This window comes from Polaribacter sejongensis (genome assembly GCF_038024065.1).
Taxonomy (GTDB): Bacteria; Bacteroidota; Bacteroidia; order Flavobacteriales; family Flavobacteriaceae; genus Polaribacter; species Polaribacter sejongensis.
The window spans coordinates 601661-614865 of record NZ_CP150667.1 but is presented as its reverse complement, the minus strand read 5'-3'; the positions used below and the strand labels follow the sequence as shown (position 1 = coordinate 614865).

At 30.6% G+C, this 13205-nt stretch carries 14 protein-coding genes; 7 read left to right on the top strand and 7 right to left on the bottom strand.

What is annotated here, in order from left to right; translation table 11 throughout:
- Window positions 1-322 precede the first annotated feature (322 nt).
- Window positions 323-640 carry a hypothetical protein gene (locus WHD08_RS02220; protein ID WP_208889394.1) on the top strand — a complete coding sequence of 106 codons (318 nt, stop codon included), beginning with the start codon at window positions 323-325 and terminating at the stop codon, window positions 638-640.
- A gap of 1 nt (window position 641) precedes the next feature.
- Window positions 642-1883 (top strand): peptidase T, encoded by a 1242-nt coding sequence (gene pepT / locus WHD08_RS02215; protein WP_208889395.1) that lies wholly within the window; start codon window positions 642-644, stop codon window positions 1881-1883.
- Window positions 1884-2031: 148 nt separating this feature from the next.
- Here the strand turns inward: pepT and WHD08_RS02210 are convergent, their stop codons facing one another.
- Complete coding sequence (locus tag WHD08_RS02210) at window positions 2032-2571, bottom strand: 1-acyl-sn-glycerol-3-phosphate acyltransferase (protein WP_165731178.1); 540 nt, start codon at window positions 2569-2571, stop codon at window positions 2032-2034.
- Between the two features lie 85 nt (window positions 2572-2656).
- Here WHD08_RS02210 and rmuC point away from each other — a divergent pair, with 85 nt between their 5' ends.
- From rmuC to WHD08_RS02195, 3 genes are all read left to right on the top strand, one after another.
- Window positions 2657-4003, top strand: a complete 1347-nt coding sequence (gene rmuC, locus WHD08_RS02205) for a DNA recombination protein RmuC (protein WP_165731285.1) — start codon at window positions 2657-2659, stop codon at window positions 4001-4003.
- A 92-nt stretch (window positions 4004-4095) separates the two neighbouring features.
- A complete protein-coding gene (locus tag WHD08_RS02200; protein ID WP_165731177.1) occupies window positions 4096-4311 on the top strand; it encodes a hypothetical protein in 216 nt (71 codons plus the stop codon).
- A 113-nt stretch (window positions 4312-4424) separates the two neighbouring features.
- The gene (locus WHD08_RS02195) at window positions 4425-4610 is read left to right on the top strand and encodes a CsbD family protein (RefSeq protein WP_165731176.1); all 186 of its coding nucleotides are present in this window, start codon (window positions 4425-4427) and stop codon (window positions 4608-4610) included.
- Window positions 4611-4754: 144 nt separating this feature from the next.
- On the opposite strand, the gene glyA is transcribed toward WHD08_RS02195, so the two are convergent.
- The gene (gene glyA, locus WHD08_RS02190) at window positions 4755-6029 is read right to left on the bottom strand and encodes a serine hydroxymethyltransferase (RefSeq protein ID WP_165731175.1); all 1275 of its coding nucleotides are present in this window, start codon (window positions 6027-6029) and stop codon (window positions 4755-4757) included.
- Window positions 6030-6225: 196 nt separating this feature from the next.
- On the opposite strand from glyA, the gene fahA reads away from it, so the two are divergent.
- Window positions 6226-7503, top strand: coding sequence for a fumarylacetoacetase (fahA, locus tag WHD08_RS02185; RefSeq protein ID WP_208889396.1), 1278 nt, complete (start codon window positions 6226-6228; stop codon window positions 7501-7503).
- Window positions 7504-7561: 58 nt separating this feature from the next.
- Here fahA and WHD08_RS02180 read toward each other — a convergent pair whose 3' ends face one another.
- Genes WHD08_RS02180 through WHD08_RS02170 form a run of 3 tightly spaced genes read right to left on the bottom strand, consistent with a single transcriptional unit; the run spans window position 7562 to window position 10108 of the window.
- The gene (locus tag WHD08_RS02180; protein ID WP_208889397.1) at window positions 7562-7891 is read right to left on the bottom strand and encodes a hypothetical protein; all 330 of its coding nucleotides are present in this window, start codon (window positions 7889-7891) and stop codon (window positions 7562-7564) included.
- Between the two features lie 8 nt (window positions 7892-7899).
- The gene (locus WHD08_RS02175) at window positions 7900-8751 is read right to left on the bottom strand and encodes a sulfurtransferase (protein WP_208889398.1); all 852 of its coding nucleotides are present in this window, start codon (window positions 8749-8751) and stop codon (window positions 7900-7902) included.
- A 28-nt stretch (window positions 8752-8779) separates the two neighbouring features.
- On the bottom strand, window positions 8780-10108 hold the full coding sequence (locus WHD08_RS02170) for a dicarboxylate/amino acid:cation symporter (RefSeq protein WP_165731171.1): 1329 nt from the start codon (window positions 10106-10108) through the stop codon (window positions 8780-8782).
- Window positions 10109-10228: 120 nt separating this feature from the next.
- On the opposite strand from WHD08_RS02170, the gene WHD08_RS02165 reads away from it, so the two are divergent.
- On the top strand, window positions 10229-10867 hold the full coding sequence (locus WHD08_RS02165) for a DUF937 domain-containing protein (RefSeq protein WP_208889399.1): 639 nt from the start codon (window positions 10229-10231) through the stop codon (window positions 10865-10867).
- Between the two features lie 61 nt (window positions 10868-10928).
- Here the strand turns inward: WHD08_RS02165 and bshA are convergent, their stop codons facing one another.
- Window positions 10929-12065, bottom strand: coding sequence for an N-acetyl-alpha-D-glucosaminyl L-malate synthase BshA (gene bshA, locus WHD08_RS02160; protein ID WP_208889400.1), 1137 nt, complete (start codon window positions 12063-12065; stop codon window positions 10929-10931).
- Window positions 12066-12241: 176 nt separating this feature from the next.
- Window positions 12242-13087, bottom strand: coding sequence for a transketolase (locus WHD08_RS02155; protein ID WP_165731168.1), 846 nt, complete (start codon window positions 13085-13087; stop codon window positions 12242-12244).
- Window positions 13088-13205 lie beyond the last annotated feature (118 nt).

The window sequence follows — 13205 nt, the reverse complement described above, 5'->3', positions numbered from 1 at the left end:
TATCTCTAAATATTTTTCATGAAGAATATTCTTTTCATAATACTCGCTTCACTGGTCTTTTTTTCTTGTTCACATCAAACAGAAATTCATAAGCATTTTAATTGTAAACCCACTACTTTTAAGGACTTAGAAGAAGTAAAAGACGTTAAAAATTTGTTTTCTCTTGAGTTACCAAAATCATGGAAAACAAACTTGTATTATGACGATATACAATCTTCTATTTATACAGCAGATACTACCAAACAATTAACAGAATCTTTGCTTTTAGAATATACAATCTTCTATTTATACAGCAGATACTACCAAACAATTAACAGAATCTTTGCTTTTAGATGTTACATTTATCAATAAAAGCATTAATTTTGATACGTCTTTTAAACAAGAACGAGAGCAAGAAGAGATATCAAAAAGTCTTATCAACATAAAATCTGAAGAGACTACTTTTTTAGAAAAGCCTTCTTATTACACAGTTTCAAAAGGTAAAAAAGGAAAATTTGATTACCAAGTTTGCCATGTATTTATTAAAATAAACGACCAGAACTTTATACTTGCAAAGGCAGAAGTTTATGGAGATTATTTAGTGAATAAAAGATTATGCAACGCACTTGCATTGATGGAAAAAATTAAAAACATTCAATAAAATGATTGAAAAACAACATATTACCGATAGATTTATAAAATACGTAACGATTGACACAGAGTCAGACCCTAACAATCCTGCTTTTCCGAGTACTGAAAAACAATGGGATTTAGCCAATGTATTAGTCGAAGAACTAAAACAAATTGGTATGAAAGAGGTAGATTTAGATGCCAATTGCTACATTATGGCAACTTTACCAAGTAATTTAGATTATGAAGTGCCAACTATTGGTTTTGTTGCGCATATAGATACGAGTCCAGATTTTACAGGTAAAAATGTAAAACCTCAAATTGTAGAAAATTATCAAGGCAATAATATTATTTTAAATGTAGAGGAAAACATCGTTTTATCTCCAGATTATTTTGATGATTTATTACAGTATAAAGGTCAAACGATTATTACAACGGATGGTACTACCCTTCTAGGTGCAGATGATAAAGCCGGAGTAACAGAAATTGTAACCGCGATGGAATATCTAATTCAGCATCCAGAAATTAAACACGGTAAAATTAGAATTTGTTTTACACCAGATGAAGAAGTTGGTAAAGGTGCACACATGTTTGATGTTGATAAATTTGGTGCAGAATGGGCTTACACCATGGATGGAAGTCAGATTGGAGAATTAGAATATGAGAATTTTAATGCTGCCGGAGCAATAGTAACCATTACTGGTAAAATTGTACATCCAGGATATGCAAAAGGTAAAATGATCAATTCTATGCTAATTGCTAATGAATTTATTACAGCGCTTCCAACAAACGAGATTCCGCAAAGAACAGAAGGTTATGAAGGTTTTTTCCATTTACATGATATCAATGGAAATGTAGAAAAAACTGTTTTAGAATACATTGTAAGAGATCATGATTTAGATTTATTTGAAAAAAGAAAAAGTTTAATGCACAAAATTGCGTTAGATTTTAATACAAGATACAATCAAGATTTAATTGAAGTAACTATTAAGGATCAGTACTTTAATATGAAAGAAAAAATTACTCCAGTAATGCATATTGTAGATATTGCAGAAGAAGTAATGACAGATTTAGGAATTACACCTTTAATTAAAGCGATTCGTGGTGGTACAGATGGTTCCCAATTATCATTTAAAGGTTTGCCTTGTCCTAATATTTTTGCTGGCGGACATAATTTTCATGGTAGATATGAGTATGTACCTGTAGAATCTATGGTGAAAGCAACAGAAGTAATTGTAGGAATTGCAGAGAAAATTTCGGTGAAGTTTGCATAAAAAAAAGAGTCTTCAGTATCCTGAAGACTCCATATCATAGCATGATACTATTTGCGTAACATATTTCTTAAAAATAAAGCCCCTAATCTCTATCAATAATTATATGTAACACACAAATATAATCTTTTTTATAAAACAAACCAAATAATTAAAATAATTCAGGGTTTTTCCCCTTTACGTCTTTAAAGAATGAGTGAAACACCTCAAAATCAGCATCTATACTTGCTGTTGTATAATAAGGATTAGATATTTTTATCTTCTTATTTTTAAAGTCTAAGGTTGCCATAACAATAGGAACATTTGCTCCTTTTGCAATATAGTAGAACCCTGTTTTCCATTTATCTACTTTTTTTCTGGTTCCTTCAGGCGAAATTCCTAACCTGAATTCTTCCTTATTATTAAACACATCAATAACGGCATCTACCATATTTGTGCTTTTAGTTCTGTCTACAGGTGTTCCTCCTAACATTTTAAAGAAAAAGCCAAACGGACCTTTAAAAAGAGAAGATTTACCAATAAAGTGAACCATAGTTCCAGAAGACATTCTAGATAAAATTGCTATTGGAAAATCTAACCAACTTGTATGTGGTGCTGCAATAACAACATATTTTTTAGGTTCTTTAGGAAAATCGTTTTCTAGTTTCCATCCTAATATGGTAAATAATATAAACCTTGCAATTGTTTTCATATATAAAGATAGCATTAAAAAATGCTGATTTAGAAGTTTTTTGTTAGCGTTTAAAATGATAAATTTATGAACTTAATTTGATATGATGAACGAAATGATAATTTACTTCTTAATTGCACTGATATTTAGCCTTGTAGGATTCTTAATAGGCAAACTATTAACCAAATTAAAATTTGAAAAAGCAAAAGGAGATTCTGAAAAGGAAAAATCTCTATTAGAATTTGAAGTTTCTAAACTAAATGAAACACTTAAAAATACAGAAATTACAATTGATGATTTACAAGGTGAATTAAGACACGTTCAAAAAGAAAAAGAAATTTTAATTTCTGATAAAACACGTTTAGAAACAGAATTTAAAAATGTAGAAGAAAAGCTAGCGCATAATAAAAATGAGGTTGAAAAATTACAAGAAAAATTCACCAATAATTTTGAAGTATTAGCCAATAAAATTTTAGAAGAAAAATCATCAAAATTTACACAACAGAATCAAGAAAACTTAAAAATAATCTTAAATCCACTACAAGAAAAGATTAAAGTTTTTGAAGATAAAGTAGATAAAACACACAAAGAAAGTATCGATTATCACGCTGCTTTACGTCAGCAAATTTTAGGTTTAAAAGAGCTAAACCAACAAATGAGTAAAGAAACCTTAAACCTTACCAAAGCCTTAAAAGGCGATAATAAAATGCAAGGTAATTGGGGGGAATTAGTGTTAGAAAGAGTTTTAGAAAAATCTGGTTTAGAGAAAGATAGAGAGTACTATGTGCAGCAAAGCTTTACCAATGAAGATGGTAGGAGAATTCTACCGGATGTCGTGATTCATTTGCCAGATAATAAAAAAATGATTGTAGATTCTAAGGTTTCTTTAACAGCTTATGAGCAGTTTATAAATGAAGAAGATGAAACTTTAAAAGAACAGTTCTTAAAAGCACATGTGGCATCACTCCAACGACATGTACATCAATTATCAGAAAAAAAATATGAAGATATTTATAAAATTGAATCTCCAGATTTTGTCTTACTTTTTATACCGATAGAGCCTGCTTTTGCTGTTGCCCTAAATTATGATAATCATTTATATAATAAAGCATTTGAAAAAAATATTGTTATTGTAACTCCTACTACTCTTTTGGCCACTTTAAGAACCATAGATTCTATGTGGAATAATGAGAAGCAACAAAGAAATGCTTTAGAAATTGCAAGACAAGCCGGTGCTTTATATGACAAGTTTAATGGTTTATTAGGTGATTTAGTCGGAATTGGAAAACGAATCGACGACAGTAAAAACGAATACTCCAATGCAATGAACAAGCTTTTTGAAGGAAGAGGGAATTTAATTACTTCTGTAGAAAAGTTAAAGAAAATGGGAGCTAAAGCTAAAAAAGCTATCCCAGAAAACATTATTAAGCGTGCTAATGAAGTTGATGAATAGCTAATGCGTTATTATTTAACTGAATGTAGTTAAGCTGAAATTCACTTATTTTTTACTTTTGAAGTGAGTATTAACCTAAAAAACTAAAAAATATGTCAGTTATAAAACACGAAAGAGGTTTACATCCTTTAAAAGGAACCGTAAAAACAGATGAAAAGAATGAAAAAGATTCAGATAAGAAAAAAGAAAGTATCGTAGCAGAAATTGATAAGAAAAAAGAAAAAGGTGAATTAAAAAATCAAATACAGAGTGCGACTGATGATGCAGATGAAATTGCTGGAAAAATTAAAAGTTCAGAAAAAGAATAACTTTTATCTAATGAGTCAAAATTTTAATAGATAGCATTCATAAGCAATTATAAATCTTTCTAAATTTACACTATTATTAACTAGTACTATTGTAGTACATAAATGAAATGAATATGAACTCGGATACAACAAAAGGAAATTGGAAACAAATTAAAGGAGAATTTAAAGAAAAATATGGTCGTATTACCAATGATGAGAGTACGGAAGCAGAAGGTTCTTTTGATAAACTAGTTGGAGAAATCCAAGAAAAATATGGTGAAACTCGTGAAGCCATAGAAAAAGAAGTAAAAAGTTGGTAAACAACTTTTACAATATATTTAAAACTAAAAAAGCATCAAGAATTAACTTGATGCTTTTTTTATATGTATTCAAATAAGTTTTAGATACTATTTTGTACTCGAACTGATATGATCATTATATAACTTATTTGAAGGCATTGCCTTCTACATTACGAATAATCTTCTTGCACTCATCATGTGTGCAACACGCTCACCAATTTTGTGTAAAGCATCTTCATTTGCAGCGTTTATGATAGCTTCATCAATAAAATTAACAACAGCTTTCATATCTTCTTCTTCTAAACCACGAGTAGTAATTGCAGCAGTTCCAATACGGATTCCTGAAGTTACAAAGGGGCTTTTATCATCAAAAGGAACCATGTTTTTATTTACAGTAATATCTGCTTTTCCTAATGCAATTTCTGCATCTTTACCAGAAATATTTTTATTACGTAAATCTATTAGCATACAGTGGTTATCTGTTCCGCCAGAGATAATATCATATCCTCTTGCAACAAATTCTTTAGCCATTTCTGCAGCATTTGCTTTTACTTGTAATTGATATTCTAAAAACTCATCTGTTAAAGCCTCTCCAAAAGCAACTGCTTTAGCAGCAATAACGTGCTCTAAAGGTCCTCCTTGGTTTCCAGGAAAAACAGAAGAATTAATTAAAGTAGACATCTTTTTAGGATTTCCATTTTTTAAAGTCTCTCCAAAAGGATTGTCAAAATCTTTACCAATCATAATCATACCACCTCTTGGTCCACGTAACGTTTTGTGGGTAGTTGTAGTTACAATATGACAATGAGGAATTGGATCGTTTAAAATTCCTTTAGCAATTAAACCAGCAGGATGAGAAATATCTGCCATTAAAATAGCACCTACACTATCTGCAACTTCTCTAAATTTCTTAAAATCGATATCTCTAGAATACGCAGAAGCACCAGCAATAATTAATTTTGGCTTGTGCTCTTTAGCTTGTGCAGCTAAATGATCGTAATCTATAATTCCAGTTTCTTTAACAACTCCGTAAAAAACAGGATTGTATAATTTACCAGAAAAATTTACAGGAGAGCCATGAGTTAAATGGCCACCATGAGATAAATCAAATCCTAAAACCGTATCACCTGGCTTTAAACAAGCAGCATAAACAGCTGTATTTGCTTGAGAACCAGAATGAGGTTGTACGTTTACATATTCTGCACCAAATAATTCTTTAGCTCTGTCTATAGCAATTTGTTCAATAACATCAACTACTTCACAACCTCCATAATATCTTTTACCAGGATATCCTTCAGCGTATTTATTAGTTAAAATAGAACCTTGGGCTCTCATAACATCATCACTTACAAAGTTTTCTGAAGCGATTAATTCTAATCCATTTAACTGTCTTTCTTTTTCTTCCTGTATAAGGTCAAAAATTTGGTTGTCTATTTGCATTGTTGTTGTTTTTAAAGAAGCATCAAAAATAATAAAATCAAATTTGTAAAAAACATGTTTTAACTATATTTTATCATTTTTTATTATAATTGTATATTTATTAAAAATGTACTGTTAAAAATGCGTTTTTAATTGTTTTTTTATTTTAAAATGAAAAAAAATTATGTAGGTTTGATGAAAAATAAATTTCAAAAGAATGATCATAACAGCAAATAATCCTAATAGAAAATCTTGGTTAAAAGTAGATAAAGATTCAGACTTCCCCATACAAAACTTACCCTTTGGTGTTTTTATCACAAGAGATGATATCATTACGATTGGTAGTAGAATTGGAAATTTTGCTATAGATTTAGGTGCTTTTCATCAATTAGGTTATTTTGAAGGGATACCATTAACGGATGATATTTTTCTACAAGATAATTTAAATGATTTTATTGCGGATGGTCGTAAAACTTGGCGTTTGGTTAGAAACAGAATTGCTGAAGTTTTTGATGTTACCAATGGATCTTTAAGAGATAATGCCAATCATAAAGATAAAATTATCTTTAGAATGGACGAAGTAGAAATGTTGATACCTGTTGCTGTAGGTGATTATACAGATTTTTATGCGAGTAAAGAACACGCTACTAATGTAGGTTCTTTGTTTAGAGACCCTGAAAATGCATTGCTACCAAATTGGTTGCACATACCTATTGGTTATCACGGTAGAAGTTCTTCTATAGTGCCATCTGGAACAAAAATTAGAAGACCTTACGGACAAACAAAACCTGAAGAAGGAAGTAATACTCCTGGTTTTGGACCTTCTCAATTATTAGATTTTGAGCTAGAAATGGCTTTTATAACCACAGATGCAAACGTTTTAGGAGATAGAATTCCGATTGAAGAAACAGAAGAATATATATTTGGATTGGTGCAATTTAACGATTGGTCTGCAAGAGATATTCAAGCTTGGGAATATGTGCCATTAGGCCCATTTTTAGGGAAAAGTTTTGCATCAACAATATCTCCTTGGATTGTAACTTTAGACGCTTTAGAGCCTTTTAGAGTAGAAAGCCCTAAACAAGTGCATGAACCATTACCGTATTTAAAACAAAAAGGAAAAGGAAGTTACGATATTCATTTACAAGTAGGTATACAACCAGAAAACGGAAAAGAAACTATTGTTTCTAATTCTAATTTTAAATATATGTACTGGACAATGGCACAGCAATTAGCACATCATACTGTGAATGGTTGTCCTGTAGAAGCTGGAGATTTAATGGGATCTGGTACTATTTCTGGTCCAACAAAAGATAGTTACGGTTCTATGTTAGAGTTAACTTGGCGAGGACAAAACCCTATTAAGTTAAACGATGGTACAGAACGTAAATTTATAAATGATAACGATACTGTAATTATGCGTGCACATTGTAAAAATGATAAAGTGCGTATTGGTTTTGGAGAATGTGTAGGTAAAATTCTACCTGCTAAATAGATGCTAAATCTTTATATAAAACTAAAAAAGCTTCACAATTTGTGAAGCTTTTTTAGTTTTACGCTATAATTTTTTTCAATAAGAGAAATACATTTCGTTCTAAAACATCTACAGAACCATCCGCAAAAAAGACATTTTTTATATCTTTTAAAAGGTTTTCTTTTTCAATATCTGTGTATTTATTTTCAGCTAAATATGTTTTAATTTTCTCCATAGATTGATAATCATTATCATGTACAATCTCTGTATGAATCCTATTAAATAAAGTTTCATTTACTTTCGATAAAATATACTCACTTTCAGATTCTGTTTCTATATAGTTACTTTGTGCCGCGTACAACAATACGTAAGTTTGAAATTCTTCTTTTGTCCAATTGATGTTCATCATATTTTATTTTAAATTTCTATTGGTAAATTCTCCGTACTTCCCCACTCTGTCCAAGAACCATCATAAACAGCATAGTTTTTAGATCCTGATATTTCTGCACCTAAAGCCAACACCGAAGCAGTGATTCCTGTTCCGCAAGAAAAAATAAAAGGTTTCTTTTCTGGGTTTATCTCTTTGAAGATAACTTTTAATGCTGCTTCAGATTTGAATGTTCCATTTTCTATAATTTCACTAAAAGGCAAACTTACAGAATTAGGTATATGACCTCCTTTTACATCACTTCTAGGTTCTGGTTCGGTACTATTAAAACGACCTTTGGAGCGTGCATCAGCAATTAAAATAGTTTCATTATTAATTGCATTCAAAATATCTTTTGTAAATTTAATTTTTTCTGATTGATAATTCACCTTAAAATCACCTTTTGAACGTGAATTCTTTTGTTGATTTTCAATAGGGTATTTATTTGCAATCCATTCAGGAAAACCGCCATCTAAAACAGCAACGTTTGTAAAGCCCATTAATTGAAACATCCACCAAACTCTTGGTGAAGAATATATTCCTAAATCGTCATAACAAACAATAAAACTATCAGTATTAATTCCTAATTCTTGTGCTTTATATTCAAATTCTTTTGATGATAAAATGGTGTTCGGAAATTTTCCGTTTACATCAGAAAAAGTGTTTTTAATATCAAAAAAAATAGCACCTTTAATCTGTGTTTTTTCATCAGATTTAACGGTATTTGACTTTTCAGTAACTTTTGGTATCGTACAATCTAAAATAATTAGATTTTTATGTTCTAAATTATCTTGTAACCAACCTACAGAAACTATCGGTTTTGTTATTTTTAAGGACATCATATTAAAGAGTTAGAAAAGTTATAGAAAACTACTTTACATCATCATAATTATCATCCCAATCTTTTGGTTTAGGATCATCATGTAATTTATCTAAAGACTTAGCAATTATCATAGCTACAGTAGCATCTCCTGTTACATTTACAGTAGTTCTCATCATATCTAAAGGTCTGTCTACAGCAAAAATAAGCGCCAATCCAATTGGTAATAATTCCGCTGGAAAACCTATCGATTCTAAAACAATAACCAACATAACCATACCTGCACTAGGTACAGCTGCAGAACCAATAGAAGCTAATAAAGCAGTGGCTACAATAACAAGCTGATTAGAAAAAGTAAGCCCTTCTGGCCATATTACTTGCATAATAAAAACTGCTGCAATGGCTTGGTATAAACTTGTACCATCCATATTAATGGTGGCTCCTACTGGTAAAACAAAACCTGCTACTTCTGGATCTACACCTAAATGTTCTTCTACCCTTTCCATAGTTACTGGTAAGGTTGCAGCGCTAGAACTTGTTGAAAATGCTAATAATTGTGCCGGACTTATTTGTTTTAAAAACCAAAGAGGTGATTTTTTTGTATAAACACTCACTAAAATTAGATAGAATCCTATCATTAGTAATAAACCTCCAACTACACAAAGGGCATAAACTAAAAGTTTTAAAAGGATTTCTGTATCATCAAAAGCAATAATAACATTTGCTAATAACGCAAATACGGCATACGGAGCAAAAAGCATAATTAAATCTACCATTTTCATGACAACTTCATTTAAGGAATCAAAGAAATTCATTAATGGTTTTGCTTTTTTCTCTGGAATTAACAATAAAGAAACTCCAACAAATAGAGCAAAAAAGATAATTTGAAGCATACTTGCATCACTTAATGATGTAAAAATATTACTCGGAAAGATATCTACTAAAGACTGTAGTGGTCCTGTATTACTTTGTGCACTCGCTTTTGTTAATTTGTCTACAACATCAGAAGATGTTTCATATTTAGCCTTTATCTTCTCTATTGTGTCTGCAGACATACCTACTCCTGGTTTTACCACATTTACAATACCTAAGCCAATTACAATAGCAACCAAAGTAGTTAACATGTAGATAATCATAGTTCTAATTCCCATTTTTTTAATTTTAGAAATATCTTTTAAATCAGAAATTCCTTTAATTAAAGAAGCCAAAATTAGGGGTACTGCAATTAGTTTTAATAAGTTTATAAAAATGGTGCCAAATGGTTTTATCCAATCTGTAACAAAACCTTTACCTCCTTCAACAGAGTTCATGATGAAACCGAAAAGAATTCCAAGAACCATACCAATTAAAATCTTCCAGTGTAATGCTAGTTTTTTCATTAAATAGTTTAAAAATTAAGATTTTGAAAGGTAAAAAAAAAATTAAAGTATATGTGACTTTATTTGTATATTGTGTCATAATTTTTAGAAAAGATTCATATTAATTATTAAAAACATAAAATGGCAGGTATTTTAGACATATTAAATAGTGATTTAGGAAAACAAATAATCTCAGGAGTTTCTGGGTCAACAGGAAATGACACGAGCAAAACAAGTAGTGTTTTAACAATGGCTTTACCAGTGTTAATGAAAGCTATGGAAAGAAATTCCGCTACACCAGAAGGTGCTGCTGGATTAATGGGGGCTCTATCGGGTAAACATGATGGTAGTATCTTAGACAACCTTGGAGGTTTATTTGATGGTGGTGTAGATGAAAGTGTAAAACAAGATGGTGCTGGAATATTAGGACATATTTTAGGAAGTAAACAACAAGGTGTTGAGCAAGTTATTGGTCAGAAATCTGGCTTAGATGCTGGTTCTGTTGCTAATATTTTAAAAGTAGCTGCACCAATATTAATGGGTGTTTTAGCAAAACAATCTAAAGAAAACAACGTTACAGATTCTTCTGGACTAGGTGGTTTATTAGGCGGAATGTTAGGTGGTAATGACGCAGCTAACGAACAAAGCTTCTTAGAAAAAATACTAGATGCAGATGGAGATGGAAGTGTTGTAGATGATGTTGCTGGAATGTTTTTAGGTGGTGATAATAAAAACTCTGGAGGAATTGGAGGTTTATTAGGTGGTCTTTTTGGAAAATAAGATTCTATAAATTATAAAAGTTAAAAAGCTCAAACAAATTAATGTTTGAGCTTTTTTATATCTATATAACGTTACTTTTATAACAAGATTTATAAATTTCTTCATAAACTGGTAATATATTTTCTAAAGAAAACTGCTTAGTATGATTTTTAGCATTTTTCTTAAACCTTTCTAAAGTAATATCATCTTTTACAATTGAGATCGCATTTTTTGCCATATCTGCTACATCACCCAAATTGCTTAAATAACCAGTTTCTCCATGAATATTTACTTCTGGTAAACCACCTGTATTGGTAGATATTACAGCAGTACCTGCCGCCATTGCTTCTAAAGCAGCTAAACCAAAACTTTCTGTTTGCGAAGGCAATAGAAAAACATCTGTATAACATAATATTTTAGCTACTTCTGTACTGTTTCCTAAAAAGAATACATCTTCTGTTAGTTTTAAGTCTTTTACAACTTTTTCTGCTTTTGCTCTTTCTGGCCCTTCACCAATCATTAATAGTTTAGAAGGAATTTCTTTTCTTACTTCACTAAAAATTCTAACAACATCTTCTACTCTCTTTACAGGTCTAAAATTACTTACGTGTGTAAAAATTCGTTCATTTGGTTTTGCTAATGCTATTCTTTTACACTCTTCTTTATGTGCATTATTATATTTTTCAACATCAATAAAATTATAAATTACTTTAATATCTTTTGTAATATTGAATAACGTATTTGTGGTTTCTTTTAAATTATTAGAAACTGCAGTAACTACATCAGAATTATTAATACTAAATTCTACAGCCGTTTTATAAGTAGGATGACTACCTACCAAAGTAATATCTGTTCCGTGCAAAGTAGTTACAACCCTAACATCTAAACCTTTTTCTTTTAACATTTGTTTTGCCATATATGCTGCATACGCATGTGGTATTGCATAATGTACATGTAAAACTTCTAAATCATGCTTTTTAACTACTTCTACCATTTTACTAGACAGCGCTAATTCATAAGGTTGGTATTCAAAAAGAGGGTATTCTTCTATTACAACTTGATGAAAATGTAGGTTATGAGATAGAAAGTCTAAACGAACTGGCTGGTTATAAGTAATAAAATGGACTTCATGTCCTTTATCTGCCAAAGCCATTCCCAATTCCGTAGCTACTACTCCACTTCCCCCAAATGTTGGGTAACAAACAATTCCTATTTTCATATAATTTTTTGAAATATTAAAAGATTTACAGTAAAGATCTATAAATACGATTCTTTAGTTGTAAATATACTTCTATTCTTACAGTCGAAATCAAAATAAAAGCATAAAAAAAGCTTTTCAATTAGATCGAAAAGCTTTTTTAATATATTAATTTTAGAATCTAAAGACGCTAATTCTTAGTAATCTCCTAAAGTTGCAGGGTTTTGAGCCAATGCATTTTCTAACTGCTCATCACTAGGTGCTTTACCATGCCAAGCATGTGTATGCATCATAAAGTCTACACCATTCCCCATTTCTGTATGTAATAAAATACAAACTGGTTTTCCTTTTCCTGTTAATGCTTTTGCTTCAGCTAAACCAGCTAAAATAGCTTCAATATCATTCCCTTTTTCAACATCAATAACGTCCCAATCAAAAGCTTCAAATTTAGCTCTGATGCTTCCCATTGCTAAAACTTCATCAGTAGTTCCATCAATTTGCTTTTCGTTTAAATCGATTGTACAAATAATATTGTCTACTTTTTTTGCTGATGCGTACATAATTGCTTCCCAGTTCTGTCCTTCTTGCAATTCACCATCACCATGTAAACTATACACTATTTTATCGTCTCCATTTAATTTTTTTGCTTGTGCAGCACCTAAAGCATTAGACATTCCTTGACCTAAAGATCCAGAAGCAATTCTTACACCAGGTAAACCTTCATGCGTAGTTGGGTGTCCTTGTAAACGAGAATTTAACAATCTAAAAGTTGATAATTCTTCTACAGGGAAAAATCCACTATGCGCCAAAACACTATAAAATACTGGAGAAATATGTCCGTTTGAAAGGAAGAATAAATCCTCATTCTTTCCGTCCATTGTAAAATCTGTAGAATAGTCCATTACTTCTTGATATAAGCAAGTAATAAATTCTGCACATCCTAAAGATCCACCTGGGTGACCAGAGTTAACTTTATGAACCATGCGTAATATATCTCTACGAACTTGTTGCGTAAAATCTTGTAATTGTTGTGTTGTTGGCATTTTGTTATTTTAATTTGGACAAAAGTAATTTTTTTAATAGCAACTTACAAGATTAATTGTAAGCAAAAACAGCTTTATGATCAATTAAAATGATATTTTATGAAAAGAAGAATTTTAA

Bases quoted from the DNA above. Each gene is read 5' to 3' on its own strand.
- pepT (WP_208889395.1), top strand. From the start codon at position 642: ATGATTGAAAAACAACATATTACCGATAGATTTATAAAATACGTAACG.
- WHD08_RS02195 (WP_165731176.1), top strand. From the start codon at position 4,425: ATGAACTCGGATACAACAAAAGGAAATTGGAAACAAATTAAAGGAGAA.
- bshA (WP_208889400.1), bottom strand. From the start codon at position 12,065: ATGAAAATAGGAATTGTTTGTTACCCAACATTTGGGGGAAGTGGAGTA.
- WHD08_RS02165 (WP_208889399.1), top strand. From the start codon at position 10,229: ATGGCAGGTATTTTAGACATATTAAATAGTGATTTAGGAAAACAAATA.
- rmuC (WP_165731285.1), top strand. From the start codon at position 2,657: ATGAACGAAATGATAATTTACTTCTTAATTGCACTGATATTTAGCCTT.
- WHD08_RS02155 (WP_165731168.1), bottom strand. From the start codon at position 13,087: ATGCCAACAACACAACAATTACAAGATTTTACGCAACAAGTTCGTAGA.
- WHD08_RS02175 (WP_208889398.1), bottom strand. From the start codon at position 8,751: ATGATGTCCTTAAAAATAACAAAACCGATAGTTTCTGTAGGTTGGTTA.
- WHD08_RS02180 (WP_208889397.1), bottom strand. From the start codon at position 7,891: ATGATGAACATCAATTGGACAAAAGAAGAATTTCAAACTTACGTATTG.
- glyA (WP_165731175.1), bottom strand. From the start codon at position 6,029: ATGCAAATAGACAACCAAATTTTTGACCTTATACAGGAAGAAAAAGAA.
- fahA (WP_208889396.1), top strand. From the start codon at position 6,226: ATGATCATAACAGCAAATAATCCTAATAGAAAATCTTGGTTAAAAGTA.
- WHD08_RS02170 (WP_165731171.1), bottom strand. From the start codon at position 10,108: ATGAAAAAACTAGCATTACACTGGAAGATTTTAATTGGTATGGTTCTT.
- WHD08_RS02210 (WP_165731178.1), bottom strand. From the start codon at position 2,571: ATGAAAACAATTGCAAGGTTTATATTATTTACCATATTAGGATGGAAA.
- WHD08_RS02200 (WP_165731177.1), top strand. From the start codon at position 4,096: ATGTCAGTTATAAAACACGAAAGAGGTTTACATCCTTTAAAAGGAACC.